The sequence below is a fragment of the Azohydromonas caseinilytica genome (assembly GCF_012927045.1).
Classification (GTDB): domain Bacteria; phylum Pseudomonadota; class Gammaproteobacteria; order Burkholderiales; family Burkholderiaceae_C; genus Azohydromonas; species Azohydromonas caseinilytica.
Genome location: NZ_JABBFW010000016.1, coordinates 32958 through 59390 on the forward strand (window position 1 = coordinate 32958; position 26433 = coordinate 59390).

Here is a 26433-nt window from a genome sequence, read left to right on the forward strand (position 1 = left end):
GCCCCGGCGTCCGCCTGCGGCGTGGAACCCTCAGTTGCGCTGGTACTGCACCCGGCCGGTGAACACCGCGCCTGCGTTCATGGTGCCGACGTCGTATTGCAGCGTCGCGCCGTAATCGCCCTGCACCGGCCCGCTCTCGGCCAAGTTCCCCGGGCTGCAACTGGTGTCGAGAATCTGCGCGGTCACCTTGGCCCAGTAGGGCACGTAACCCGGCGAGCGGATGATCTGCCGCAGCGTGACGGCATGCCCCTCACGGCTGGTGTCATATCTTGAATTCCAGGCCCATACCGATTCGCGCTCGGTGGCGCCAAACCAATTGACGAAACTGCCCGAGCCCAGCGAGCCGCCGGCATCCACATCCGGGTCCACCTGCCGCCTCAATATCACGCCGTAGGCGGGGCTCTGGCCCAGCTTGGTCAGCGTCATCTCGACATTGAGGGCACGCTCGATCTCGTTCTTCCAGATCACCTGGCGCAGCCGGAACTGGCCGTCGGTGGTGTTGCGGATGATGGTGCAGGAACTGCCGGAGCAACTCGCGCTGGACGGACCAAAACCGGATTCGGTATAGCCCACGTCCCAGGCCTGGCGGGAGCCGTAGCACAGCACATAACCCTCGCTGAGCTCGCCCACGCCAATATGGTCATAACCCTGCGGCCCCTCGAAACGCAAAAGGTTGCCGTGCCTGGAAAGCCAGACGCGCGGCCGGCCGGGATAGACGTAGAACACGCCCGTGCTCTCCGGCGTGGCTTGCGTGGCGCCCAGGCTCTGCTCGCCCAGTTCCGCCTGGACCGGCAACACGGCCAGCATGCCGGCCAGGCTGGCCGCGCCGGCCGCCCAGGCGGCATGGCGCCGGACTGGTCCCCACACCCGTGACGATTCGCAATCGAATTTGGACATGGCATCTCCTCGCAATAACTCTTGCCGCATCCCTGGAATGAAGAGGGGTACTCCCGGCCATTGAATAGTCCGAACCGGCCCGATTGGCCGCCTGTGGCTTGAAACTGTCAACTCAAAGCTGCGTCGCCGCCTCAATCAAATAGTCTGAATATCTGGCCTGTCATCAGGGCGTGGCGCAGGCAAGGTTTCACCCGCCACGTCGGCAGCCGCCCTTTTGCGAGGTGGCGCCCTGCGCGGTCCGTTCTCGAAAATTGCATGCCGGCACAGGCACGGTTGGTTTTCAGACGACGGCTTGGTTTGTTTTCTTCGAGTTACCTCCTGGTATGCGATTGAGGGCTTGCAGCAGAGCCCGAAGGGAAAATCCCCGGGTGCCGAAATTATTGGAAGGGCTCCCGGCCCGCAGCCCCGGGGCAATGCCGGGGTGGGGCGGGCATGGCGGTGGGCGGCACGGGGCACGGCGCTTGCCAAGCGGGCAGGGTGTTTCACCCAGGGAATCCGAGACCATGAAAGTCCTCATCGCCGCGCTGTTTGCCGCCACGCTCGCGGGCCAGGCCCTGCCCGTGGCCGCGCAGGAAACGCCGGCCATCTCGAAGCAGGAAGCCAAGGACTTGAAAACGCAGTCCAAGGCCGAGTACGAGGCCCGCAAGGACCTGGCCGACGCCAACCACGAGCTCAACAAGGCCGACTGCGAGGTCACCGCCGATGGCAGCGCCGAGCGTGCCTGCAAGAAGGAGGCGAAGGCCGTGCAGAAGGCGCAGAAGGCCGAGGCCAAGCAGATCCACGAGGAGGACAAGACGGCCATCAAGGCGCTGTCCACACCCTGAGGGCTGGGCTGAAGGCTGTCCGGGCCGGCCTGCCGAAGGCCCGGGACGGGCAGGCAGGGCCGTGTCGGTCCGGCTGCCCCAGGAGGGCGACCCTATGCTTCCACACCGCTGTCGCCGGGTTCTGCGGCGCGCCGGCCTGCTGGCCGCCGCCGGGTCGTTGCTGGGCGCCTGCGCGCTGCACCGGGCCCCGGCGCCGTCCGGGGCGGCGCTGCCGGCCGAGCGCATCGCGGCCATCGTGGCCAGCCCGGAACGCAGCGCCGCCGACCGCGGCAACGACCTGCGCCGCAAGCCCGGGGAGATGCTGGCCTTCATCGGCGTGCGCCCGGGCATGGTGGCGCTGGACCTGAGCGCGTCCGGCGGCTACACGACCGAGCTGCTGGCGCGCGCCATCGGGCCCGGCGGCGTGGTCTACGGGCAGAGCGCGCCGCGCGCGGCGGCGCGCACGCCGCCCCCGGTGCCCGAAGGCGGCCCGCCGGCGTCCGTGCCCACCGACGGCATGCCGGCCGCGGCGCCACCGCCGCGTCCTCCCTCGCCGGTGGCGCTGGCCGAGCGGGAGCAGCGGCTGCTGGGCGCCGGCGTCGCCGCCGCGCGCATCGTGCCGGTGGTGCGCAACTTCGAGGACCCGGTGCTGCCCGAGGCGCAGGGCCGGCTCGACCTCGTCACGCTGATGTTCAACTACCACGACCTGGGCTTCCTGGGCGTGGACCGCGGCGCCATGAACCGCGCCATCTTCCGCGCCCTCAAGCCCGGCGGCTTCTACGTCATCGCCGACCACGCCGGGCGGCCGGGCACGGGCATCTCCGAGTCCGGCACGCTGCACCGCATCGAGGAGGCCTTCCTGCGCCGCGAGGTCGAGGCCGCCGGGTTCCAGCTGGTGGGACAGGGCGACTTCCTGCGCAATCCCGCCGACCCCCGCGACCGCAACATCCCGCACCCGCTGCAGCCCAAGGACCAGTTCGTGTTGAAGTTCGTCAAGCCATGAGCGCCGCCACCACCTCCCGGCGTCCGCGCACCGAGCGCGAAGTGCGCATCGATCTCGCCGCCGCCTACCGCCTGGCCGCGCTGGCCGGCTGGGACGACACCATCTACACCCACCTCTCCGCCGCCGTGCCCGGCGAGCCGGGCGTCTACCTGCTCAACGAGTTCGGGCTGGCCTTCGAGGAGGTGTGCGCCTCCAACCTGGTCAAGGTGGACCTGCACGGGCGGGTGGTGGACGGCAGCGGCCGCCGCGTCAATCCCAGCGGCTTTGCCATCCACGGCGCGGTGCATGCCGCGCGCACGGACGTGGAGTGCGTCATCCACCTGCATGCGCCCTGGGGCGTGGCGCTGGCGATGCGCCCCGAAGGGCTGCTGCCGACCTCGCAATGGGCCATGCGGCTGTACGGCCGGCTGGGCCGCCATGCCTACGAGGGCCTGGCGCTGGGCGGCGAGGAGCAGCAGCGGCTGGTGGCCCGCCTCGGCACGCTCGACGGCCTGATCCTGGAGAACCACGGCACGCTCACCGTGGGCCGCACGGTGGCCGAGGCCTTCCTGCTGATGCACCTGCTGGAGCGCGCGGCGCAAGCGCAACTGCAGGCCATGGCCGCGGGTGCCGATATCCGGGTGGCCAGCCCCGAACTGGCCGAGCGCACCTACCGCCAGTGGGTCGGCGACGGCAGCGAGTGGGACGGCGACGCCGAATGGCCGGCCCTGCTGCGCCGCGCCGAACGCCTGTCGCCGGGCTTTCGCGACTGAAACATCACAACCCCAGGAACCACACCATGCCCACCCTCCGCGTTGAACTCTTCGAAGGCCGAACCCCCCAGCAAAAGGCCGATCTGGCCCGCGAACTCACCCAGGCCTGCGTGCGCGTCCTCGGCGGCAGCCCCGACGGCGTGGACGTCGTCTTCTACGACATCGCCCGCCAGGACTGGGCCACCGGCGGCGTGCTCTGGAGCGAGCGCACGCCGGACAAGCCCGCAACGTGAAGCCGGTCCCGCGCCGGGCGCTGACAAGCGCCGTGCGGCGAGGAGCGACAAACGCGCGGCGCCGGCATGCCGGGCCGGGCGGATGAATTTGAAGTACCGGGCCGCGCTGTACGCCGAGCGCAATATCGCCACGCCGCCGCGATATTGCGTACGACCCGGGCAAAACACCGCCGGCATTCGATCCGGCACGGAGCAACCGCATTTGCGCATCCGATTGCGGCGCGTGGTCGTACTCCGCCGTGGCGCCGGTCGCCAATCAAGCTTATGTAAACCCGGCCTCGTATTTCTTATTTCAACAGTGTGAACCATTGCCGGCCGCGCATTGCGGCGCCCAAGCTCACGGACGCTTTTCGGGCAGGCCCGGCATGGCGACAAATCCCGCCATATTCGTCCCCAATTTGCACCCACCGCGGCGGCCATTCAAATGGCCCTACCACCGGCATAACCCCGGCAATGGCCGGGATGAAGTTCCGCGGCGGGTGCCCCCATATTGCGGGAGCGGCTAGGTGAAATTTCCGCTGGCGTGGCCGGCCCACAGGTTTGACAGTGGGCGGCAGGACGAGCGATTCGGTCCCGCGCCGTGCGCGACGGCGTCGTCCAAACCGGCCCACGAGGCTGGTCTGTCGTGGAAGGAATGGACATGCTGCTCTCCAGCCGGAAACTGCACCAGAAGCATCCGATCGCCATGGCCCTCATCGGCCTGGGCCTGAACCTGATCGGCATCCTGCTGCTGGCCGAATCGAACCTCCCGGGCCGGAATTTCTTCGTGATGCTGGGCGTGCTGGGGCTGGCAATGAATGCTTTCGCGCTGGTCGTGCACCTGTGCGCGCGCTCCGACCGGCGCTGAGCGCGGCCCGCGGGCCGGCGCGGGCTCAGCCCAGGCGCAGCGACTTCTCGAAGCGGACCGCGTCGATCTCGCCGCCGTAGTAGCCGGCGGCCCGGCCGGTGGCCTCGAAGCCCAGGCGGCGGTAGAACAGCAGCGCGCCCGGGTTGTCGGCCCGCGCTTCGAGGCGCACCTTCTCCAGCCCGGCAATGCGCGCGGGCTGCTCCAGCCAAGCCACCAGGCGCGAGCCCACGCGCCGCTGCCGGTACGGCGGCGCCACCGCCAGCAGCGCCAGGTGCGCGTGCAGATCGCCGTATTCCATGATCCCGAAACCCGTGAGGGTGCGTCCGTCGTGGGCCACGACCACGTTGACGGCCGGATCGGCCATCGCGCGCAGCACGCGCTCGCGCCGCCAGCTCCAGTCCAGCCCGTCTTCGATGAACTCGCGCGACATGCGCGCGATGCCGGCAGCGTCATCCGGCAAGGCGAGCCGGATCGCGGGAACGATGAACATGTCAACCACACCACTCACGGCCAAAGGGCCGCTCGCCAGCATCGCGCCGCCGCCGCGCCTCCAATGCGGCGCGGCCGAGTCACCCGGGCCGCAACAGGGCTTTGCCCGCCGCACGGAATCGCTTCGCCGTGAAGGACGGGGTGGCCTCGCTCAGCGCGGCAGCCGTTTCTCGTAGTCGGTGAGGCGGGTCAGCAGCTCCGCGCGCGCGGGCAGCTCGCCGGTGGGTGTGAAGTGGTCCACCACCGCCGGCAGCAGCACCGCCAGGCCGTGGCGCGCCTCCTCCTCGCCCACGCCGGCGTGCGCGGCGATGGCCGCCAGCTCCTGCGCGCCGAGCACCTCGGCCACGATCTCCGGCGCCAGCGCCTCGTTGGCGCCGCGGCGCACCCAGGAGCTGGCGAGCGGACCATGGCCGTGGCGCGAGAAGCGCGCCAGCAGGCCCGCCAGCCCGCCCAGGTCACCGAGCGCCGGCGCCGCCACCGGGGCCTGCACCGCGCCCGGCGGCACGACGGCCGCCGCCCCGGGGCCGCGCCGGTCCGCCAGCAGGCCCAGCACCACCGGCAGCAGCCGCCTCAGCACCGCTTCCGGCACCGCGGCGACCTGCGGGTCCTTTGCCGCATCGCCCACGCCACCGCCCAGCAACTGATCAAGCAAGCCCATGACGCCCTCCTCGCGGGTGCAGCAAATTCCCGGGCACGGCAAGCGCCGTACGCGGCTGCCGCGCTCGATGCCTGGAACCCGTCCCGGGCCGGTCCGCCACACTCCGGGAAAGATCCAGGGCGCTGCCCATGCCTCGCGTGCTCACGTGCGGGCCGACGGCGATTGCCACCCCCGCGGTGCGGAATCTCACCCGAGGCGACACTGCCCCGGCGGCAAAGCGGCGGCGGCACGGAACTGTTACCGCTGGTGCCGACTCCTCTTGCCTGGCGGCGGCCTGCCGTCACCTGCGGTGCCGGGGCCGCCGTTCGAGCCCTCATGGAGCAGTTCAGACATGTGGAAGCGATTGACCGTGTTGTGGAGCCTGGTGCGCGGCGACGCGCGGCGGCTGTGGTTCGCGCTGCGCCATCCCGGGTCGCCGGGCTGGCTGAAATGGGGCACGGCGCTGATCGCGCTGTACCTGTTGTCGCCGGTGGACCTGCTGCCCGACACGCTGCCCATCATCGGCGTGGTGGACGACCTGGTGCTGGTGCCGCTGGCGATCCGCTTCCTGCTCAATCGCCTGCCGCCCGACATCGCCCGCGCCGCCGAGCAGCGCTCCGGCGCGCGCTCATAGCGCCGTGGCGGACGCTGGCCCGAGCCGCCCCGCCAGGGGCCTTGCCCAGCCCGGGAGCCGCACATGGCCGATCTGAAAAAAGGCGACGAGGTCGAATGGAACACGCCGCAGGGCCCCACGCGCGGCACGGTGACGCGCAGGCTCACCGGCGAGGCCCAGGCCGGCGGCCACACCGTCAAGGCCTCCAGGGATGAGCCGCAATACGAGGTCCGGAGCTCCAAGACCGGCAAGAAGGCCATCCACAAGGCCGGGGCGCTGAAGAAGGTCTGAGGGCGCGCACGCCGCACAAGTCGGGCTGGCCCGGGCGCCACCCCGTCCCCCGTCCCCCGTCCCCCGTCCCCCGTCCCCCGTCCCCGGCCGGGAGCATGTCCGCGCCCGGTGTCCGGGCCCGCCCGGCCTTGCAGCGACGCGGCGCCGCGACAGGAGGAGCAGCGCAGGCTCTTACACTTTGTTAATTAATCCGCTCCCCCTCCGCGGCCCATGTCCTTTGTCACGCCAGCCCAGCGCTTCGCACCTCCCCCCGGGGCCCCGGCGGTTTCGGACGGTCCGCCCTCCGCGCCGGCGCAGGAGCTGCTGCCGCCGCTGTCGAGGCTGCCGTATGCGCTGTTCATGCTCACCATCGTCGTGCTGGTGGGGCTGCTGGTGGCCATGGCGCTGTGGCACGACAAGCAGCAGTACCGCGCGCGGGCGCTGGTGGCCACGCAGAACCTGGCCGAGCTGCTGGAGCGCCAGCTCAGCGCCGTGTTCGACCGCACCGACGTCGTGCTGCGCTCGGTGGCCGCGCACTACACCGCCCAGGCCGCGCAGGGCCCGGTGAACACCGAGCGCTTCGAGCAGTTCCTGGCCGACCAGCAGGCGCTGCTGCCCGAGCTCGCCAGCCTGCGCGTGACCGGCGCCGACGGCATCGTGCGCTTCGGCGAGGCCGTGACGCGGCGCACGCCGCTGAGCCTGGCCGAGCGCGAGCAGTTCCAGCTCGCGCGCCACCATGACGCCGCCGCCCCGGTCGTGTTCGGGCCGGTGTACGCGCGCGCCTCGCAGCAGTGGGTGATCGTGCTGGCGCGGCGCCTGGCCGGGCCCGACGGCAGCTTCGCCGGCGTGGTCTACGCCAGCCTGCCCACCACGGCCTTCAGCAAGACCATGTCCATCGCGCTGGGCCCGCGCGGCGCGGCGACGCTGCGCAGCACCGACCTGTCGCTGGTGCACCGCGAGCCGCCGTCGCGCGACGCCGTGGGCACGCGCAACATCTCGCCGCAGGCGCTCAACGGGCTGCAGGCCGACCCCGAGGCCGGCACCTACCTCACCACCACGCCCGTGGACGACGTCGAGCGCAGCGTGGCCTACCGGCGGCTGCAGAAGTACCCGTTCTACGCCTTCGTCGGCCTGGCCACCGCGGACTACCTGTCGGACTGGCAAGGCAACGCGCTGACCATCTCGGGGCTGGGGCTGCTGGTGGTGCTGACCACCGGGGTGGCCACGGCGCTGATCCAGCGCGCGGTGCGGCGCCAGCGCCTGGCCACGGCCGAGCGCGAGCGCGCCGGCATGGCGGTGCAGGCGCTGCTGGAGGAGCGCACCCGGCTCAATGCCGAGCTGGCGCTGCGCGTGCGCGAGGCCGAGGCCGCCAACCAGGCCAAGGGCCGCTTCCTGGCCAACATGAGCCACGAGATCCGCACGCCCATGCACGCGGTGCTGGGCCTGGCCTACCTGCTGGAGAAGACCGAGCTGCCCGGCGAGGCGCGCGAGCTCGTGCGCAAGGTGCACCACGCCGGCCGCTCGCTGCTGGCGATCATCAACGACATCCTGGACTACTCGAAGGTCGAGGCCGGCCGCCTGGAGCTGGAGGAGACGCCGCTGCGCCTGGGCGAGCTGTTCGACGGCCTGGCCACGGTGATGAGCACCACCGCGGGCGCCAAGGACATCGAGCTGGTGATCCACCCGCCCCCGCCGGGCCTGGACGGGTTGCGCGGCGACGCGCTGCGGCTGGAACAGATCCTGGTCAACCTGGTGGGCAACGCCATCAAGTTCACCGAGCGCGGGCAGGTGGAGGTGCAGGTGGACGTCGAGGCCGAGGACGCGCCGCGGGTGATGCTGCGCTTCACGGTGCGCGACACCGGCATCGGGCTGACCCCGGCGCAGCAGGAGGCGGTGTTCGCGCCCTTCACCCAGGCCGATGCCTCGACCACGCGGCGCTACGGCGGCACCGGGCTGGGCCTGGCCATCTGCCGCCGCCTGGTGAACCTGATGGGCGGCTGCATGGGTGTGAGCAGCCAGAGCGGCGCGGGCAGCGAGTTCTGGTTCACCGTGGCCCTGGCACGGGACGCGGCGGCCGCGCCCCCGCCGGCGGCCGATGCCGGCCTGCACCTGTTGCTGGCCGCCGGCCACCCGGCCACGCGCGAGGCGCTGCTGCGGGGTGCGGCGCTGCTGGGCTGGAGCGCGCGCGCGCTGCGCCACGACCTGCCGGCCGAACAGGTGCTGGCGGGCACGCGCGCCGACGTGGTGCTGCTCGACGCGCAGTGTCCCGACATGGACCTGGTGGCCGCGGCCCGCGTCCTGCGCCGCAGGGGCACGGCCCCGGCGCCCGTGGTGGTGGCGCTGACCCGCGCCAGCGCCGTTTCCACCACGCGCCAGCTGCTCCATGCCGGCGGCGCCGGCGCCCTGGCCGACGCGGTGCTGACCAAGCCGGTGACGCCGGCCATGCTGCAGGCCGCCGTGCGCCGCGCGCGGCAGCGGCCCGGCGCGGCGGCGGCAACGACGGCGAAGGCGAAGACGAAGGCGACGGTACCGGCGGCCGGCGCGCCGCTGCAGGGGCTGCGCCTGCTGGTGGTGGACGACAGCGACATCAACCGCGAGGTGGCGCAGCGCATCTTCAGCCGCGAGGGCGCGCAGGTTGCGCTGGCCGAGGACGGGCCACACGCGCTGCAGTGGCTGCAGGCCCATGCCGATGCCGTGGACCTGGTGCTGATGGACGTGCAGATGCCCGGCATGGACGGCTACGAGACGCTGCGCCAGATCCGCAGCCATGCCGCCCTGGCCCGGCTGCCGGTGGTGGCGCTGACCGCCGGCGCCATGCCCGACGAGCGCGACGCTGCCACCGTTGCCGGCATGGACGGCTTCATCCCCAAGCCTTTCGACATCCCCGCCTCCCTGGCGCTGATCCGCCGGCTCGCGCGCCGCACCGAGGAGCCCGGCACGGACGCCGACGCGGCCTGCGGGGCGGACGACGTGCCCGGGGACACGGCCATCGCCACGTCGGCCCCGGCCGTGGTCCGGACCACTGGCGCTGCCTCACCGGCAGCGGCCGATGCGCAGAGCGCCGACGCCATCGTCGACTGGCCCGGCGTGTCGGTGCGCCAGGGGCTGGCGGCCTGGGGTGACCTGGGGCTGTACCGGCACTGCCTGCGCCTGTTCGCCCAGGAGTACGCCGACAGCGCGCACGCCATGGCCACGGCCGACCCCACCGCCGCCGGGGCGCTGGCGCACAAGCTCAAGGGCGCCGCCGCCAGCCTGGCGCTGACCGAGGTGCAGGCCCGCGCCGACGCGGTCGAGCGGCGCTGCGGCACGCCCGAGATGCGCGTGTGCATCGGGGCGCTGCAGGTGGCGCTGGAGGAGGCGCTGGGCTCGATCCGGCGCTACGCGGCAGAGGAGTGAGGGAGCCGCCTCACTCCCCCGGATACCAGGCCCGCAGCTGCGCTGCCACGGCCGGGAAGCGCAGGTTGTCCACGGCGCGGGCCATGTCCATCACCGCCTCGGGGCCATGGCGCGCGGCCAGTGCCCCGCGCAGGGTTTCGAAGGCGTTGAGCGCGCTCAGGTCGCCCTCGTCCAGCGCCGTCACCAGCTCGCGCACGGCCTGCGGGCTGATCTCGGCGGTGGCGCCCTCCGCCGGCACCTCGCGCGGCGGCAGGGGCGGCAGGCCGCCGAGCAGCACGCGCAGCGCCGCCTCCAGCGCCTGCAGCCCCGGCCCGGCTTGCGCCGCGGCGCCCTCGCGCAGCAGGTTTTCCAGCTCGCCGGCGCGGCGCGCCACCTCCTCGGCCGCCAGGTTGCCGGCAATGCCGCGCAGCTTGTGCAGCCGGGCCGCGGCCGCCTTGGCCTCGCCGCGCGCCAGGTCGGCACGGCAGGCCTCCACCACGGCGCCGAAATCCTCGCGCAGGCCGTGCAGCAGGCGCAGGAACAGCGCCTTGTCGCCCAGCATGCGCCGCGCGGCGCGCGCGGTGTCGATGCCCGGCACCACCGGGAAACCCGTGTCCTGGCCCGTGGCCGGGGCCGGTACGGGCGCCACCGGCTCCGGCCGGGCCGGGCCGCCGGTGCAGCGCAGCAGCACGGCCACCAGGGTGTCGAGCTCGAAAGGCTTGACCAGGAAGTCGTCCATGCCCACCGCCATGGCCTGCTCGCGCTGGCTGGGCAGCACGGCCGCGGTCAGCGCGATCACGGGCAGTGTCCCCAGGGCCGGGTCGGTGCGGATGCAGGCCGTGGCCTGCAGCCCGTCCATGTGCGGCATCTGCAGGTCCATCAGCACGGCGTCGAAATCGCGCGGCCGCGCGCGCAGCTGCTCCAGCGCCTGCAGCCCGTCGGCGGCGGTGACGACCTCGGCGCGCTCGTGCTCCAGCAGCCGTTGCAGGATCTCCAGGTTGACCGGGCTGTCGTCCACCAGCAGCAGCCGCCGCCCCGCCAGGCGCGCCGCCGCGCGCGGGGCCTCGGCCACCTCGGCCGGCGCGGCGGCCGGGCGCGTGCACTGCGGCGACGCCAGGCCGAAGGGCAGCACGAACCAGAACTCGCTGCCCACGCCCGGCTGGCTGTGCACGCCGATCTCGCCGCCCATGAGGTCCACGAAGCGGCGGCAGATGGCCAGGCCCAGCCCGGTGCCGCCGTAGCGGCGGTGGATGGAGGCATCGGCCTGCACGAAGGCCTCGAAGATGCCGTCGATGCGCTCGGCCGCGATGCCGATGCCGGTGTCGCGCACCGAGAAGCGCAGGCTCACCGAGCCGGGCTGGCGCGAGTGCACCGCCACGCCCAGCACCACGCTGCCCACGTCGGTGAACTTGACGGCGTTGCCCACCAGGTTGGTCAGCACCTGGCTCAGGCCCTGGGCGTCGCCCACCAGCGTGTCCACGCCCTCGGGCAGCGGCGCCAGCGCCAACGCCAGTCCCTTGCCCGCGGCGCTGGCGCCCAGCACGTCCAGCAGCGGGTCCAGCACCTCGCGCAGCGCAAAGGGCGCGCGCACCACGGCGGCATGGCCGGCCTCGATGCGCGAGAGGTCCAGCACGTCGTCGATGAGCGCCAGCAGCCCGCGCCCGGCCTGGCGCAGCGTGCGCACCAGGCGCTGCTGCTCCGGGTCCTGCACCTGGCGCTCCAGCAGCTGCGCCGTGCCCAGGATGGCGTTCATGGGCGTGCGGATCTCGTGGCTCATGGTGGAGAGGAAGGCGCTCTTGGCCTGGCTGGCCTGCTCCGCCGCCTCCTTGGCCGCCTGCAGCTCCTGCTGGCGCTGCGACAGCTCGGCCGTGCGCAGCTCGACCTCGCGCGCGAGGTCGCTGTTGTAGCGGCGCAGCCGCTCCTGGGTGTCGGCCAGCGCCAGCTCGGCCTCGCGCCGCGCCGTGATGTCCTCGGTGAAGATCAGGATGCCGCCCACGGCGCCCTGCGCGTCGTGCCAGGGGCGCACGTCCCAGCGCAGCCAGCGCAGCTCGCCGTCGGCGCGGGTGATGCGCTCGCCCTCCGTCGTCACCACCTCCCCGGCCAGCGCGCGCTGGTGGATGGTGCGCCAGTGCGCGGGCACGGCCGGCAGCAGGTCGTAGAAGCAGCGGCCGATGAGATCGGCGTCGCCGGGCGCGTTGTCGCGCAGCCAGCGCCGGCTCACGGCCAGGTAGCGCATCTCGCGGTCGAACATCGCCAGCGCCACCGGCGCCTGCTCGGTGAACAGGCGCTGGCGCGCCTCGCTGCGCGCGAGCTCGGCGGTGCGTGCGGCCACCAGCGCTTCGAGCTGGTTCTGCTGCGCCTGCAGCGCCGCCTCGGAGCGGCGGCGCCGGCGCGCCTCGCGCCAGAAGAACACCAGCACGCCCAGCAGCGTCAGCGTGGCCAGCGCCCCGCCCACGGCCAGCAGCCAGACCGTGTCTGCGGCATCGGCGGCCTTGGCAGCGCTGCGCTGCGCCAGCAGCCGCTGCTCCTCGGCGCCGGCGGCATCGAGCGTGTGGCGGATCTGCGTCATCAGGCCCTGCGTCGAGATGCGCTCCAACTCGGCGCGCGCCGCCTCGAAGCCGCGCCGGCGCCGCAGCTGCACCACGCGCTCCATGTCGGCCAGGCGCCCCTCGAAGGCCGGCTCCAGCCCGGCCAGCAGCGCCTGCTGCGTCGGGCTGTCGCGGGTCAGCTGCTTGAGCGCCGCCAGGCGGTGCCGCGCCTCGCGCTGCGCCCGCTGGTGCTGCTCCAGCTGGCCGTCGTCGGCGGTGATGAGGTAGCCGCGCTGGGACGATTCGGCCTCGAACAGCGCCGCCGAGAACTCCTCCAGGTCGCGCTGCACCTGCAGGGAGTGGCGCTCCCACCAGTCGGACTCGGCCAGCGCCGAGAGCTGCCGCGCCGTCACCGAGCCGATGGCGATCAGCGCCAGCAGCGCGGCGGCGGTGGCCGCGGCGCGCAGCCATGACAGCATGCGCCGCCGCGCCGCGGCCGGGCGGCCGCCGGCAGGAGCGGCCGAAGGAGGCGGCGAAGAGTAAAGCGTGGAAAGCTCGGGCATGCGGTGGCCGGGAGATGTGCATGGGAGGCCGCCGCGACGGCCCCGGCGCGCACGGATGGCGTGGGAGGCTGGGGTGCGGGGCGGCGGGGTCAGGGAGCGGCGGAGTCCAGGGCCCGGGCCCTGGAGCCGGCGTCGCCGCCGATCAGGTTCTCGTGCGCCACCACGCGGGCGCGTCCGTCGTGCTTGGCCTGGAACAGCGCCCGGTCCGCCAGTTCGACCAGGTGTTCCGGCGCCGCCAGGCAACGCTCGAAACGCGGGCAGTCCCGGCAGGGCGCGCGGCACCCGGCCGGCGTCTCGCAGGGCCGGCGCAGCGTGGCCGCGCCGATGCTCACCGTCACGCACGGCCCCACCGGCGAGGCGCCGTGCGGCAGGGCCCGCCCGCGCACGGCCTCGCACAGGCGTTGGGCGAAGGCCTGCGCCCGCGCGGCAGCGGCATGGGGCAGGATCACCGCGAACTCCTCGCCGCCGTAGCGCGCGGCCAGGTCGCCGCTGCGGCGCGTGCTCCCGGCAATGAGCTCGGCCACCTGGCGCAGGCAGGCGTCGCCGGCGCGGTGGCCGTGGGCGTCGTTGTAGCGCTTGAAATGGTCGATATCGATCATCAGCAGCGATATCGCGTGCTGGTGGCGCATGGCGCGCAGCCACTCCTTCCTGAGCGTGTCGTCGAAGGCGCGGCGGTTGGCGATGCCGGTGAGCGGGTCCACCACCGAGAGCCGGCGCAGCGCGTCCGTCTTCTGCTTGAGCGCCAGGTGCGTGCGCACGCGCGCGCGCACCACCGGCGGATTGATGGGCTTGTGGATGAAGTCCACCGCGCCGATGTCCAGCGCGTGCGTCTCGGTCTCGGTGTCGGTGAAGGCGGTGACGAAGATCACCGGCACGTCGGCGCTGCGCGGATCGGCCTTGAGGCGCAGGCAGGTGTCGAAGCCGCTGAGCCCGGGCATGTGCGCGTCCAGCAGCACCAGGTCGGGCTGATGCGCCTGGAACTGCTGCAGCGCGGCCTCGCCGCTGGTGGCGAAGACGATGCGGGCCTCGGCTTCGAGCACCCGGCTCAGCAGCAGGATGGAGCCCGGGTCGTCATCGACGACCAGCAGGCAGGGCAAGGCGGGCACGGGGCGTTGTTCTTCGGGCATGGCGGCGCAGCGGCGCGGAGCGGAACCCCGCACTTTCGGCGCGGATCGGCGCGATTTCAGCCCCGATGCCGCCGCCGCCGCGCGCCTTCGAGCAATAGTGCACGCACGCCGCGCGCGCTGGCGGCGGCTCAGCCGCGGGCGGCGGCCCAGCGCGCGATGAGCGCGTGCAGCGCGTCCAGCCCGTCGGTGAGCGCGGCCGGGCCGGGCTGCAGGATCAGCGGCGACTTGATCTCGTGCAACTCGCGGTCGCGCACCGCCGGCACGTCCTGCCAGCCCGGACGCGCCGCCACCTTCTCGGGGCGGAACTTCTTCCCGCACCAGGAGCCGACGATCAGGTCCGGCCGGCGCGCGATGACCTCGCCCGGGTCGGCAATGATGCGATCGCGCCCCAGCGGCGCCGCGGCGCGCTCGGGAAAGATGTCGTCGCCGCCGGCGATGCCCACGAGCTCGCTGACCCAGCGGATGGCGCTGATCTGCGGCTCGTCCCATTCCTCGAAGTACACGCGAGGCCGGCGCGGCAGCCGCCGCGCCGCGGCGCGCACCGCCTCCACGCGTGCTTCGAGCTGTGCCGCATAGGCCTCGGCCCGCGCCGAGGCGCCCACCAGCGCGCCCAGCCGGCGCACGTAGCCCAGGATGCCGGCGACGCTGCGGTGGTTGGCGATCCACACCTCCACGCCGGCGCGGATGAGCGCCTGCGCGATGTCGGCCTGCATGTCGGAGAAGCCGATGGCCAGGTCCGGGCGCAGCGCCAGGATCTGGTCCACCTTGGCGCTGGTGAAGGCCGACACCCGCGGCTTGTCCTGGCGCGCGCGCGGCGGGCGCACCGTGAAGCCGGAGATGCCCACGATGCGCCGCTCCTCGCCCAGCGCGTACAGCACCTCGGTGGGCTCCTCGGTCAGGCAGACGATGCGCTCGGGCCGCGCGCCGCTGTCCTGGAAGTCGGCGCCGCTCATGACCGGTGGCGCGCGCGGCGCGGAAAGTGAAGGGAAGGCAAGTCCGTGCTCCTTCTCGATGTGGGAGGGCATCGCCCGGGCGGGCCGGCCCTGTTCTTGCCAAATTTTGGCAGGCTGCCTACCCTGCCCCGATGGGCACCATGAACATTTCCCTGCCTGACAGCCTCAAGGCCTTCGTCGACGAGCAGGTCAGCCAGCGCGGCTACGGCACCAGCAGCGAGTACGTGCGCGAGCTCATCCGCAAGGAGCAGGAGCGGCAGCAGCTGCGCGCGCTGCTGCTCGCGGGCGCGGCGTCCGAGCCGGCGGCGCCGGCCACGCCGGAATACTTCGACGGGCTGCGCGAGCGGGTCCGCCCGGCGCGCAAGCCGGCCGGTCCCGAGTGAGGTTCAAGCCCGTCATTCCTCGCGCCCAGGCCTGCCGCGACGTGGAGGCGGCCATGGACGGCTATGTCGCGGAAGGCGCCGAAGAGGCGGCGTTGGGCTTCGTCGATGCGCTGGAACTGGCCTACACCCACATCGGCCGCCATCCGGCCACGGGCTCGCCGCGCTGGGCCCACGAGCTGAACCTGCCCGGCCTGCGCTGCTGGCCGCTCAAGCGCTATCCGTACCTGGTGTTCTACGTCGAGCGCGCGGACCGCATCGACGTCTGGCGCGTGCTGCATGGCGCGCGCGATCTGCCGCAGTGGCTGCGCGAGCCCAAAGCGCCCTGACAACACCGGCCGCGCCAGGCTCACCCGGCCCGGTGCGCGCTGCACACGGTGGGCGCCACCAGGCACGCCAGCCCCGCCAGCGGCAGCAGCGGCCAGGCCGCCGAGCCCAGCGCCGCCAGCGTCAGCGCCTCCACCGCGCACCACAACAGCGGCAAGGGCAGCAGCCAGCGCCGCGCGCGGGCCGTGGCCAGCGGCGCCAGCGCCAGCATCGCCAGCACGGTGGGCGCGGGCATCAGGCCCGGCACCTCGGCGCGCCACCACGACGCGCCCGTCAGCGGCGCCAGCAGCGGCCAGCCCACGAGCGCCAGCGCCAGCAGCATCAGGGCCGCGGCACGGGCGCGCGGCGCGGGCAACGGCTGGAAGGCATTGCGCCGCGCCAGCACCGCCAGCAGCAACGCCTGCCACGAGAAACCCACGGCCATGGCCGGCGCGCCCCAGTGGATCTGCGCGTAGCGCAGGTGGAAGAAGTCCCAGGCCAGGCCGATGCACCACAGCGCGGCCAGCGCCGCCAGGGCCCGCGCCGCCCAGGACACGCGCCGCAGCAGCGCCAGCCACAGCACCGCGCCGCAGGCCAGGTCGAGCCACTGCGCCGGCCACAGCGCGCGGTTGTGGGCCTCCACCAGCCGCGCGTAGGTGCGCGCCGAGAAGAGCTGGAAGTCGGCCGGGGCGTAGGTCCACCACTCCGGCATCACAGCGCCTGCACGTGGGCCGCGATGCGCTGGCGCAGCGCCGCGTCGGGCAGCCGGCCGGTGGCGGCGGCCAGGTTCTCGCGCACATGCGCCACCTGGGTCGTGGCCGGGATCACGCAGGTCACGGCCGGGTGCGACACGATGAACTTCAGCACCAGCTGCGCCCAGCTGGTGGCGCCCAGCTCCGAGGCGGCCCAGGCCGGCACCGGGTGGCGCGCCAGCCGCCGCAGCAGCTCGCCCTGCTGGAAGGGCCGGTTGACGATGACGCCGATGCCGCGCTCGGCCGCCAGCGGCAGCAGCCGCTGCTCGGCCTCGCGGTCCACGGGGTTGTAGGTGAACTGCACGAAGTCCAGCGGCCGGCTCGCCATCACGCGCTCGAACTCGGCGTGGCGCCGGCCCTCGCTGGTGGTGATGCCCACGTAGCGCAGCCGCCCGGCGGCCTTCATGCGCTGCAGCATGGGCAAATGCTCCTCCCAGGCCAGGAGGTTGTGCACCTGCAGCAGGTCCAGGCGCGGCAGGCCCCAATAAGCGCGCGAGGTCTCGACCTGCGCCGGCCCGTCCTTGCCGCTGCCGGTCCAGACCTTGTCGGCGGCGAAGACGCGGTCACGCGCCCCCAGCGTGCGCAGCGTATGGCCCACCACCTCCTGCGCGGAGCCGTACATGGGCGAGGAGTCGATGAGCCGGCCGCCGCCGGCCAGGAAGGCTTCCACCACGCGGGTGCATTCCTCGCGCAGCTCGGCGTCGCGCCCGACGTTGAAGGTGATCCAGGTGCCCAGCCCGACCACGGGCAGCCGCTCGCGGCTGGAGGGAATGGGGCGCAGCGGCAGCGCCGCGACCGGCTGGGCCGGGGCGGCGGATGCGAGCAGGCCCGCGCCCAGGCCCGCGAGCCGGGCCAGCGCGCGGCGGCGTCCAGACAGCATCCGATGGTTCATGCGGGCGAGCATCCCATGCGGGCGGCCGGCGCGGTGTTGCTGGGGTTGCCGCGTCGGGACGGCCCGCGCTCAGCGCGGGCAGTCCCCGCGGAGCACCACCGTGCCGTCCCGGCACTCGGTGATGACCTCCCGGCGCCGCGGCGCGGGCGGTGCGGCCTCGCGCGGCGCGGCGCCGGCTTCCGGCACGCCGGCCTGCACCACCACGATCTTCCTGCTGCCCTGGGCGCAGCGGCCCACCACGCGGCCGGGCACGTCGGCGTCCATGTCCACGATGGCGAGCCGGGTGCCGCCGATGCCGTTGGCGCGGAACTTGGCCGCGATCTCGGCCTGGATCTCCTCGCAGTTGCTGGCCCGGGCGGCCCCTCCCGCCAGCAGCAGCGCCAAAGCGGCCAGGGTCGGCTTCAACATCAGGGTTTCTCCTAGTCCGAAAAGTTGTCAACGGCTTGTGCGGCGGCAATCCGCGCTCCAGCCCCGTGGCTATGATGCGCCGCCCCGCCCGCCCCCTCCCTATTCCCGGGTTGCCTTCGGCGCCCTGTCTTGCTCTGCCCATGTCCAGCACCGAAGCCCTGCCCGCCCCGCGCAGCACCCGGCAGCCCGAGCGGCTGCGCGAGATGCTGGTGCTCGTTGCCGGTGGCGTGCTGATGCTGGCGCTGAGCCTGACCTCGGCGCTGATGCTGTGGCGCCAGCGCGAGGACGCGCTCGCCACCTGGCGGCTGTACATGGACAACTACTCGGCCACCGTGGCCGAGCATGCGCGGCAGGTGGTGCGCACCGCCAACACCGCGCTGGGCAGCGTGGTGGAGCAGGTGCAGGCGCAGGACGGCGACAGCGAGGCGCGGCTGCGCGAGATCGCCGGCACGCGGCGCATGTTCGATTTCCTGCGCGAGCGCCGCGTCGAGGCCGGGCTGGCCGGCGACGTGGCGGTGGTGGACCTGCAGGGGCAGATCCTGGTCAACAGCCAGGCCTTCCCGCCGCCGCATGTCAACGTGCACGACCGCGACTATTTCAAGGCGCACCTGGCGCAGCCGGCGCTGGAGACCTTCGTTTCCGCCCCCGTGCTCAGCCGCGACACCGGGCGCTGGACCTTCTTCCTGTCGCGCAAGATCCGCTCGCGCTCCGGGCACACGCTGGGGCTGGCGATCACGGGCGTGGAGGTGGCGTATTTCGACCGCTTCTACGGCTCCATCAACCTCAGCCCCGAGCACACCGCCATCCTGCTGCTGCGCCGCGACGGCACGCTGCTGGTGCGCCACCCGCAGCGCCCCGGCGCCATGACCGCCTCCTACCGCGACGGGCCGGCGCTGCGCGCGCTGACCGAGGCGCTGCTGCAGGGACGCCGCAGCGTGAGCCTGTACACCGAGACGCTGCGCGCCGCTGACCCCGGCGAGGCCGATGCCCGGCTGGCGGTGGCGCAGGCGCTGGACGATTACCCGCTGGCCGTGATCACCACCGTCACGGAGACGCTGATGCTGCGCGCCTGGCGCCAGACGGCCTGGCTGGTCGGCCTGGGTACCCTGGCGCTCGATGCCGTGATCGCCGCCCTGGCGCTGTGGACCTACGTGGTGCTGCGCCGCCGCCGCGCGGCCATCCGGGAGCTGGCCACCGCCAACCGCGAGAAGACCGAGTTCCTTTCCACCATCAGCCAGGAGATCCGCGCCCCGCTGCACGGGCTGCTGGGCATGACGCGGCGCCTGGCGGCGGCGCTGCCGCCGCTGGGGGCGCAGCGCAAGGAGCTGCAGGCCATGGAGCGCTCGAACCGGCTGCTGCTGGCGCTGGTGGACGACCTGCTCGATTACGCGCGGCTGGAGGCCGGCCGCCTGGAGCTGGAGCGCGTGCCCTTCACGCTGGCGGCGGTGGCGCAGGAGTGCGTCGGGCTGTTCGAGGCCGAGGCCCGCGCCAAGGGCCTGAAGCTGGAGCTGTACATGGGCGCGGCGGCCAGCGGCGCGCCGGTGCTGGGCGATCCCGTGCGGCTGGCGCAGATCCTCCACAACCTGCTGTCCAACGCGCTGCGCTTCACGCTCTCGGGCAGCGTGGCGCTGGGCATCGTGCCGCTGGGCCCCGGGCGCTGGCGGCTCACCGTCACCGACACCGGCGTGGGCATGACCACGCAGCAGCGCCGGCGCATCTTCGAGCCCTTCACGCGCGCCGAGGGCGCGCCGGCGCAGGGCGGCGGCGGCATCGGGCTGGGCCTGTCCATCGTCAAGCGGCTGGTGCAGCTGCACGGCGGCACGCTGGGCGTGAGGAGCGAGCCCGGCCAGGGCAGCGAGTTCTGGTGCGAGCTGCCGCTGCCGCCGGCACCGGCCGAGGCGGTGGCGGCCCAGACACACGCAGAGGCGAAGGTGGATGCCGAGGAGCGTGCGCCGGGGTGAGCACGCAACTGCGGCCATGCCGATGTCCGGGCCGAGGCACCCCGCCCTGCCGGCTCAATGCCGCGCCTTCTGCATCCACCAGCCCTTGAACTCCTCGGCCGGCAGCGGGCGGCTGATGCAGTAGCCCTGCGCCATGTCGCAGGCCAGCGCATCGAGCCGGGTGAGCGTGGCCTGGTCCTCCACGCCCTCGGCGATCACGCTCAGGCCCAGGCTGTGCGCGAGCTCGATGGTGGAGTGCACGATGGCCTCGCAGCCCTGGTCGCGCTGCATGCCGTGCACGAAGGACTGGTCGATCTTGAGCGTGTCCACCGGCAGCTGGCGCAGGTAGGCCAGCGAGGAATAGCCGGTGCCGTAGTCGTCGATGGCCAGGCGCAGCTCCAGCCGCTTGAGCCGCGAGAGCGTCTCCAGCGCCGCGGTCGGGTCCAGCATCAGCGCGCTCTCGGTGAGCTCGAACTCGATCCACCCCGGCTCGGCGCCCCAGGTGGCCAGCGCCCCTTCCACGCGCTCCAGCAGCTTGGGGTCGTGCAGGTCGCGTGCCGAGAGGTTGATGGACAGCGGCTGCCACTCGCCCTGCTCGTGCCAGGCGTAGAGCTGGCGCAGCGCGGCATCGAGCATCCAGTAGGTCAGCGGCGTGATCAGTCCGGTGTTCTCGGCGTGCTTGATGAAGTCGCCCGGGCTGACCATCCCCAGGCGCGGATGCTTCCAGCGCACCAGCGCCTCCGCGCCGCAGACCCGGCCCGACTTCACCTGCAGCTTGGGCTGGCACCAGAGCATGAGCTCGTCGCGCTCGATGGCGCCGCGCAGCTCGCTCATGAGCGCCATGCGCCGCGCGCACTCGCGGTCCAGCCCGCCCTTGAACAGCGCCACCGAGTTGCCCGAGCCGCGGGCCTGCGTCAGCGCGATACCGGCGCGGCGCATGAGCGCATCGGCGTCGGTGCCGTGGCCGGGGAACAGGCTCAGGCCCACGCTGGCGCGCGCGTCGAGCAGCAGGCCCTGGATCTCGATGGGCTCGTACAGCGCCGTCAGCAGCCGGTGCGCCAGGGCCCGGGCGGGCTCGGCGCCGGCGCGCGGCAGCAGCACCGCGAACTCGGCTTCCAGCAGCCGGCCCAGCTGCCCGGCCGCGCCCACGGCCTGCTCCAGCCGCTGCGCCACGGCGTGCACGAAGGCGTCCACCTCGGCGCTGCCCAGCGTCTCGTTGATGTCGCGGAAATGCTCCAGGCCCACGCGCAGGAAGGCCAGCGGCCGGTGCTCGCGCCGCGCCGCGGCGATGGCCTCCTCCAGCAGCGCGCGCAGCCGCTCGCGGTTGGGCAGCCCGGTGACGGCATCGGTCAGCGCCAGGCGCCGCAGCCGCTCTTCCGCCGCCGCGGCGCGCACGCGCTGGCGCAGCGCGCCCAGGCCATAGCCCAGGTCGGCGGTGGTGGCCAGCAGTAGCTCGACTTCCTGGGCGTCGAAGGCGTCGGCGTCCAGCGCCACGATGTGCAGCGAGCCCGCCAGCGCGCCCTCCACGCTCAGCGGCAGCACCACCACCGCGCCGTAGCCGCGCTCGCGCGCCTCCTCCGGGAAGGGATAGGCGGCGTTGCGCGCGAGCTCGCGCAGGATCACCGGGCCGCCGCCGCGCAGCCGCCGCACCACCGCGCGCGCGGCCTCCGTGGCGCCCCAGCGCCGGCGCGGCGCCATCTGCACCTCGCCGCAGCCGGCCTGCGCCATGGGCCGCAGGCCGCCGTCGTCGTCCAGGTAGGCGATCCAGGCCAGCTCGTAGCGGCAGTCGTCCACCACCACGCGGCAGAGCTCGTGCAGCAGCGCCGTCTCGTCCTGCGCCTGCGCCAGCGCGCGGTTGACCGAGGCGCGCGTGCGCAGCGCGCGGTGCAGGCGCCGCAGCTCGCCCTCGGCCTGCTCGCGGTGCTGGCGCAGGCGCAGCACCTCCAGGCCGAAGGCCAGGTCGTCGGCCACCTCGTCGAGCACCTGGCGCTCGGAGCCGTTGAAGGCGTCCGTCTCCGGCGCCGCGATGGTCAGCGCGCCGAAGACCTCGCCCTGGATGCGCAGCGGCAGCGACAGCAGCGAGCCGATGCCGTGGCGGCGGCAGAAGTCGCGCCACAGCGGCGGAAACGGCTCGTCCAGCGCGTCGCGGATCACGCAGGGCCGGCCGCTGCGGATGGCCTGGCCCGTGGCGCTGCCGCCCTGCTCGGTGTCGCTCCAGCGCAGGGCCGCGACCTCGGCCGCCTCGGGGTCCAGCCCGGCCTGGGCCAGCACCGTCACGCTCTGCTGCGCGTCATGCTCGGCGCGCCCGATGCGCGCCAGCCGGTAGCCGGCCTCCTCGACCACGAGGCGGCAGACCTCGCGCAGCAGCGAGGGCTCGTCCGTGGCGCGCAGCAGCGCGCGGTGGCAGCCGCTGAGCGTGCGCAGGGCGCGCGCGAGGCGTTCGTACTCTTCGGTGCCGGAGCCGTTGCTTGCCATGGAAAACCTCCGCGGGGCACATGGCCGTGATGCCGTCTGCTGCTCTACCGCATCCACGGCCCGGCGTCAGGGGCGCCAAGGGGCCAGCTTGATACACATTGTTTTCCCGGCCCGGTCTCGCAGGCCGCTTTCACAAGCCCAGGCTTGTAGCGCGCGTTCATAAGCCATGCCCTATATTTCACGTTTACAAGCCTGGGCTTGTATCATGGACCATGGCAGAGCGCAGCTATCCCATTCGCTTTCCGGACCAATGGCGCCAACACCTGCGGGCGTTGCGAAAAAGCCGCCAAGTGACCCAGGCCCAATTGGGCGTTTTGCTGGGTGTCAGCCAGGCACGCATTGCGGAAATCGAGGCCAATCCCGCGGCTGTCAGCGTCGAGCAACTGATGAAAATACTTTCAGTGCTGGACGCCACCATGATGCTGCAGGAAGAAATCCCAAGCCCTCCTGCCCAGGCCGGCACCAAGACCGACGACCCGCCACCGCACGGCACACCCCTCGCCGCCAACCTTCCCTTGGAAAGCGCCACGCCGCCATTATCGGCGCGAAGCATGGTTATTCCTCGTCAAGCTGAAGCCACGGCCCCTTCACCTCCTGAAAAAGCCACCTCATCGACTCCTAAAAGAAAGCTGATGCTTCGCTCCAGGAAAGGATCGTGGTGACGCAGGTACTGGGCGCATGGATGAATGGGGAGCTCGTCGGCACCTGGACGGTGGAACGAGGCACTCACGTCTTCAGATATGAGGCAGCCTGGAAAAAATCATCCCGCTGCAGGTCCCTCTCGCTGTCCTTGCCCCTCACCGGTGCCAAGGAAATAAAGGGCGACTTGGTCAGAAATTATTTCGACAACTTATTGCCGGACAGCGAAAAAATACGCCAGCGCCTGGGCAGGCGCTTCAAGACACCAACCGCAGAAGTTTTTGACCTGCTTGAAGCCATTGGGCGCGACTGTGTTGGCGCCGTCCAGTTGCTGCCACCGGGCGAAAGTCCTGAAGACTGGAAACGAGTCGAATGCGAGCACCTGTCCGAGCAAGACATCGTGGATCTGCTGCAGGCCGTTCCCTCGGAGCTCACTCCTGAAGGCATGGAGGACGATGACCTGTTCCGCATCTCGATGGCCGGCGCCCAGGAAAAGACGGCGCTGACCCGCTGGCAGGGCGCCTGGTGCCGCCCTCATGGCGCCACACCGAGTACCCATATCTTCAAACTGCCGCTGGGCCTGATCGGCGGGTCCAGGCGGGTCGATGCCTCGGATTCCGTACAAAACGAATGGCTGTGCGCAAAGATCCTTGAAGCATTGGGTTTGCCCATGGCGTCAACGTCCATGGAAACCTTCGGTGAACAAACTGTCCTGATCGTCGAGCGATTCGACCGCGAATGGCAAGACGACGGCACCTGGATTGCCCGTCTGCCGCAGGAGGATTTTTGCCAGGCCCTCGGATTTGCGCCCAGCCAGAAATATGAAGCAGAGGGTGGTCCGGGCATGGCCAAATGCCTGCAGCTTCTGCAGGGCAGCCGGGACAAGGACGATCCCGCCTTTTTCCTGCTCACTCAACTGACTTTCTTCCTGCTGGCCGCCACGGACGGCCATGCCAAGAATTTCTCAATATATTTGGAGCAGGGCGACCACTACAGGATGACGCCGCTGCACGACGTCTTGTCGATGTGGCCTTATTTCGGCGACGCGCCCAGCCAGTTCAAGCGGCACAGGGCTGGGCTCGCCATGACACTGCGCTCCAAGAACCCTCACAAATACTTCCACACCATCGAAGCCCGCCACTGGCGGCAACTCGCGCTGAAAAATGGCGGCCCGGCGGTTTGGGAAGCGATGCAGGCCCTGGTGGAAGGCGTGGACGACGCGCTGCACGAGGTCCAAACCCAGTTGCCGCCCAATTTCCCGGAAAGAACCTGGACTGCCATCTCCACGGGCATGAAGTCGGAAGCGAACCGATTCATGTCCGAAGCCGAGGGCTTGCCTCCCGCCTGAATCAGCCGCGCGCCACCCGCCCCGTGATCGGATAGATCGGGTCGTTGTAGCCGTGCGTGGAGGCGTAGCCCGGCGGCACCAGGCCATCCACGAAGGCTTCATCCTCGGCCGTGAGGTGCACGTCCAGCGCCGCGAGGTAGTCCTGCCACTGTTCCGGCGTGCGCGGGCCGCCGATGACGCCGTGGACCAGCCGGTTGTTGAGCGCCCAGGCGATCGCGAACTGCGTCGGGCTCAGTCCGCGCGACTGCGCATGCGCCCTGATGCGCTGCGCCACCTCCAGCGATTCCGGGCGGAACTCGGTCTGCAGGATGCGCCTGTCGCCCCGACCCGCGCGCGTGCCGGCCTCGGCCACGGCGCCGGGCTGGTACTTGCCGGAGAGCACACCGCGCGCCAGCGGGCTGTAGGCCACCACGCCCACGCCGTACTGGGCGCAGCAGGGCAGCAATTCCGTCTCGATCAGCCGTGTCACGGCGCTGTAGGGCGGCTGGCAGGCGATGGGCGGCGGCACGCCCATGCGCCGCGCCGTCTCCACCACGCGCGCGATGCGCCAGGCGCGGAAGTTGGACACGCCCCAGTAGCGGATCTTGCCCAGCTCGATCAGCCGCGCCAGCGTGGCGAGCGTCTCCTCGATGGGCGTGACCTCGTCGTCGCGGTGCATGTACCAGAGGTCGATCCAGTCGGTGCCCAGGCGGCGCAGGCTGTGGTCCACCTCGGCCAGCAGCCAGCGCCGCGACAGGCCGCGGTCGTTGGGCTCGGTCCCGATGGGGTTGGCCACCTTGGTGGCGACGATCCAGCGCGCACGGTCGGCGGCGATGAGCCGCCCCACCAGGCGCTCGGACTCGCCGCCGGCGTAGTTGTCCGCCACGTCGATGGCATTGAGCCCGGCGTCGCGCGTGGCGGCGACGATCTCGCGCGCGCTGGCCTCGTCGGTCTGGTCGCCGAACATCATGGCGCCCAGCCACAGGCGCGGCACGCGCAGGCCGCTGGCGCCCAGGGGGAAGTAGTCGGTCATCAGGTGCTCCTTTCGTCGGGAGCACCTTAACGGACCCGCTCCGCCCGGCCGGCTCACCAGCCCTGGATCGTCACCTTGCCGCGCGCGCGGCCGCTCTCGATCAACGCATGCGCCTGCCGCACGTTGGCCGCGTTAATGGGCTGCAGCGTCTGCGTCACCGTCGTGCGCAGCCGGCCCTCATCGACCAGCTTCGCGACCTCGTCCAGCAGCGCGCCCTGCGCCGCCATGTCGGGCGTCTGGAACAGCGAGCGCGTGAACATCAGCTCCCAGTGCAGCGACAGGCTCTTGCGCTTGAGCGCCATCACGTCCAGCGGCTGCACCGGATCGTCGATGAGCGCGATGCGGCCCTGCGGGGCGGTGGCCTCGACGATGGCGGCCCAGTGCTCATCGCTCTGCGTCAGCGAGGCCACCAGCGGCACCTGCGGCCAGCCGATGGCGGCGAGCTGCGGCGCGAAGGCCTGCGCGTGGTCGATGACGTGGTGCGCGCCCAGCTCGCGGCACCAGGCCTGGGTCTCGGGCCGGCTGGCGGTGGCGATCACGGTCAGCCGCGTGAGCTGGCGCGCCAGCTGGATCAGCATCGAGCCCACGCCGCCGGCGCCGCCGATGACCAGCAGCGCCTGGCCCTCGCCGCCGCCCTGCGGCACGCCCAGGCGGTCGAACAGCAGCTCCCAGGCCGTGATGGCGGTCAACGGCAGCGCGGCGGCCTCGGCGTCCGACAGCTTCACCGGCGCCCGGCCCACGATGCGCGCATCGACGAGGTGGTATTCGGCGTTGGTGCCCGGGCGGTCGATGGCGCCGGCGTAGAACACGCGGTCGCCGACACTGAAACCTTCCACCTGCGCACCGACGGCATCGACGATGCCCACCGCGTCCCAGCCCAGCACCTCCGGGCGCTGCGGCTGCGGCTGGCGGCTCTTGCGGATCTTGGTGTCCACCGGGTTCACCGACACGGCGGCCACGCGCACGCGCAGGTCGCGCGGGCCGGGCTGCGGCATGGGCAGCTCGACGTCGAGCAGGGCATCGGCGCGCTCGATGGCGCCGGCTTCGAGGTAGGCCACGGCTTTCATGGGCGGGCTCCGTTCTTTCCGGTCGTGAAATGAACCGTTCGCACTGAGGTATCGAAGTGCGAATCCGTCAGGCTGCGATGGCAGCACCATGGTGAGGGCCGTTCATCCTTCGATACCTCCGGAC

The 26433-nt window shown here is 72.3% G+C and carries 25 protein-coding genes; 13 read left to right on the forward strand and 12 right to left on the reverse strand.

All coding sequences use genetic code 11. The features are described 5' to 3' along the window. Positions 1-30: 30 nt before the first annotated feature. The gene (locus HHL10_RS19785) at positions 31-897 is read right to left on the reverse strand and encodes a hypothetical protein (protein WP_169162126.1); all 867 of its coding nucleotides are present in this window, start codon (positions 895-897) and stop codon (positions 31-33) included. Positions 898-1400: 503 nt separating this feature from the next. Between HHL10_RS19785 and HHL10_RS19790 the strand changes: the two genes are divergently transcribed. From HHL10_RS19790 to HHL10_RS19810, 5 genes are all read left to right on the forward strand, one after another. Further along, entirely contained in the window at positions 1401-1721 is a 321-nt protein-coding gene (locus HHL10_RS19790) for a hypothetical protein (protein WP_169162127.1), read from the forward strand. A gap of 94 nt (positions 1722-1815) precedes the next feature. Next, positions 1816-2703, forward strand: coding sequence for a class I SAM-dependent methyltransferase (locus HHL10_RS19795; protein WP_169162128.1), 888 nt, complete (start codon positions 1816-1818; stop codon positions 2701-2703). After that, positions 2700-3455 (forward strand): class II aldolase/adducin family protein, encoded by a 756-nt coding sequence (locus HHL10_RS19800; protein ID WP_169162129.1) that lies wholly within the window; start codon positions 2700-2702, stop codon positions 3453-3455. Before HHL10_RS19795 ends, HHL10_RS19800 begins: the two co-directional genes overlap by 4 nt. 26 nt (positions 3456-3481) lie before the next feature. After that, positions 3482-3688, forward strand: coding sequence for a 4-oxalocrotonate tautomerase (locus tag HHL10_RS19805; protein WP_169162130.1), 207 nt, complete (start codon positions 3482-3484; stop codon positions 3686-3688). A 640-nt stretch (positions 3689-4328) separates the two neighbouring features. After that, a complete protein-coding gene (locus tag HHL10_RS19810) occupies positions 4329-4535 on the forward strand; it encodes a hypothetical protein (protein ID WP_169162131.1) in 207 nt (68 codons plus the stop codon). 25 nt (positions 4536-4560) lie between these two features. Here HHL10_RS19810 and HHL10_RS19815 read toward each other — a convergent pair whose 3' ends face one another. Then, the gene (locus HHL10_RS19815; RefSeq protein WP_169162132.1) at positions 4561-5025 is read right to left on the reverse strand and encodes a GNAT family N-acetyltransferase; all 465 of its coding nucleotides are present in this window, start codon (positions 5023-5025) and stop codon (positions 4561-4563) included. A 150-nt stretch (positions 5026-5175) separates the two neighbouring features. Continuing rightward, positions 5176-5682 (reverse strand): YidB family protein, encoded by a 507-nt coding sequence (locus HHL10_RS19820; RefSeq protein WP_169162133.1) that lies wholly within the window; start codon positions 5680-5682, stop codon positions 5176-5178. A 331-nt stretch (positions 5683-6013) separates the two neighbouring features. Between HHL10_RS19820 and HHL10_RS19825 the strand changes: the two genes are divergently transcribed. The 3 genes from HHL10_RS19825 (at position 6014) to HHL10_RS19835 (ending at position 9940) form a co-directional block, all read left to right on the forward strand. After that, the gene (locus HHL10_RS19825; RefSeq protein WP_169162134.1) at positions 6014-6295 is read left to right on the forward strand and encodes a YkvA family protein; all 282 of its coding nucleotides are present in this window, start codon (positions 6014-6016) and stop codon (positions 6293-6295) included. A 63-nt stretch (positions 6296-6358) separates the two neighbouring features. After that, positions 6359-6565: a hypervirulence associated TUDOR domain-containing protein gene (locus HHL10_RS19830; RefSeq protein ID WP_169162135.1), complete on the forward strand. Its 207-nt coding sequence runs from the start codon at positions 6359-6361 to the stop codon at positions 6563-6565. 339 nt (positions 6566-6904) lie between these two features. Next, positions 6905-9940 carry a hybrid sensor histidine kinase/response regulator gene (locus HHL10_RS19835; protein ID WP_169162136.1) on the forward strand — a complete coding sequence of 1012 codons (3036 nt, stop codon included), beginning with the start codon at positions 6905-6907 and terminating at the stop codon, positions 9938-9940. A gap of 10 nt (positions 9941-9950) precedes the next feature. Here the strand turns inward: HHL10_RS19835 and HHL10_RS19840 are convergent, their stop codons facing one another. The 3 genes from HHL10_RS19840 to HHL10_RS19850 all read right to left on the reverse strand — a co-directional run bounded on the left by HHL10_RS19840 (position 9951) and on the right by HHL10_RS19850 (position 15090). Next, positions 9951-12926, reverse strand: a complete 2976-nt coding sequence (locus tag HHL10_RS19840) for a CHASE3 domain-containing protein (RefSeq protein ID WP_169162137.1) — start codon at positions 12924-12926, stop codon at positions 9951-9953. 173 nt (positions 12927-13099) lie between these two features. Continuing rightward, positions 13100-14137 carry a diguanylate cyclase domain-containing protein gene (locus tag HHL10_RS19845; RefSeq protein ID WP_169162138.1) on the reverse strand — a complete coding sequence of 346 codons (1038 nt, stop codon included), beginning with the start codon at positions 14135-14137 and terminating at the stop codon, positions 13100-13102. Between the two features lie 128 nt (positions 14138-14265). After that, positions 14266-15090, reverse strand: a complete 825-nt coding sequence (locus HHL10_RS19850) for an ABC transporter substrate-binding protein (protein WP_169162139.1) — start codon at positions 15088-15090, stop codon at positions 14266-14268. A gap of 131 nt (positions 15091-15221) precedes the next feature. Between HHL10_RS19850 and HHL10_RS19855 the strand changes: the two genes are divergently transcribed. After that, positions 15222-15473, forward strand: coding sequence for a type II toxin-antitoxin system ParD family antitoxin (locus HHL10_RS19855; RefSeq protein ID WP_169162140.1), 252 nt, complete (start codon positions 15222-15224; stop codon positions 15471-15473). After that, positions 15470-15799 (forward strand): type II toxin-antitoxin system RelE/ParE family toxin, encoded by a 330-nt coding sequence (locus HHL10_RS19860; RefSeq protein ID WP_169162141.1) that lies wholly within the window; start codon positions 15470-15472, stop codon positions 15797-15799. Before HHL10_RS19855 ends, HHL10_RS19860 begins: the two co-directional genes overlap by 4 nt. A gap of 20 nt (positions 15800-15819) precedes the next feature. Here HHL10_RS19860 and HHL10_RS19865 read toward each other — a convergent pair whose 3' ends face one another. The 3 genes from HHL10_RS19865 to HHL10_RS19875 all read right to left on the reverse strand — a co-directional run bounded on the left by HHL10_RS19865 (position 15820) and on the right by HHL10_RS19875 (position 17828). Further along, entirely contained in the window at positions 15820-16488 is a 669-nt protein-coding gene (locus HHL10_RS19865; protein ID WP_169162142.1) for a DUF6064 family protein, read from the reverse strand. After that, a complete protein-coding gene (locus HHL10_RS19870; protein ID WP_235971669.1) occupies positions 16488-17408 on the reverse strand; it encodes an aldo/keto reductase in 921 nt (306 codons plus the stop codon). Before HHL10_RS19870 ends, HHL10_RS19865 begins: the two co-directional genes overlap by 1 nt. An 81-nt stretch (positions 17409-17489) precedes the next feature. Continuing rightward, positions 17490-17828, reverse strand: a complete 339-nt coding sequence (locus HHL10_RS19875) for a DUF1161 domain-containing protein (protein WP_169162144.1) — start codon at positions 17826-17828, stop codon at positions 17490-17492. Between the two features lie 140 nt (positions 17829-17968). Between HHL10_RS19875 and HHL10_RS19880 the strand changes: the two genes are divergently transcribed. Then, a complete protein-coding gene (locus tag HHL10_RS19880) occupies positions 17969-19789 on the forward strand; it encodes a sensor histidine kinase (RefSeq protein WP_169162145.1) in 1821 nt (606 codons plus the stop codon). Between the two features lie 54 nt (positions 19790-19843). Here the strand turns inward: HHL10_RS19880 and HHL10_RS19885 are convergent, their stop codons facing one another. After that, on the reverse strand, positions 19844-22243 hold the full coding sequence (locus HHL10_RS19885) for a bifunctional diguanylate cyclase/phosphodiesterase (protein ID WP_169162146.1): 2400 nt from the start codon (positions 22241-22243) through the stop codon (positions 19844-19846). Positions 22244-22455: 212 nt separating this feature from the next. On the opposite strand from HHL10_RS19885, the gene HHL10_RS19890 reads away from it, so the two are divergent. Together HHL10_RS19890 and HHL10_RS19895 are read left to right on the forward strand one after the other, a co-directional pair. Then, positions 22456-22905, forward strand: a complete 450-nt coding sequence (locus tag HHL10_RS19890; RefSeq protein WP_169162147.1) for a helix-turn-helix domain-containing protein — start codon at positions 22456-22458, stop codon at positions 22903-22905. Further along, positions 22899-24230, forward strand: a complete 1332-nt coding sequence (locus tag HHL10_RS19895) for a HipA domain-containing protein (RefSeq protein WP_375138965.1) — start codon at positions 22899-22901, stop codon at positions 24228-24230. The genes HHL10_RS19890 and HHL10_RS19895 overlap by 7 nt, the downstream gene beginning before the upstream one ends. Before the next feature lies 1 nt (position 24231). Here HHL10_RS19895 and HHL10_RS19900 read toward each other — a convergent pair whose 3' ends face one another. Continuing rightward, on the reverse strand, positions 24232-25242 hold the full coding sequence (locus tag HHL10_RS19900) for an aldo/keto reductase (protein WP_169162148.1): 1011 nt from the start codon (positions 25240-25242) through the stop codon (positions 24232-24234). Between the two features lie 53 nt (positions 25243-25295). Further along, positions 25296-26309, reverse strand: a complete 1014-nt coding sequence (locus HHL10_RS19905) for a zinc-binding alcohol dehydrogenase family protein (protein WP_169162149.1) — start codon at positions 26307-26309, stop codon at positions 25296-25298. Between the last annotated feature and the right edge of the window lie 124 nt (positions 26310-26433).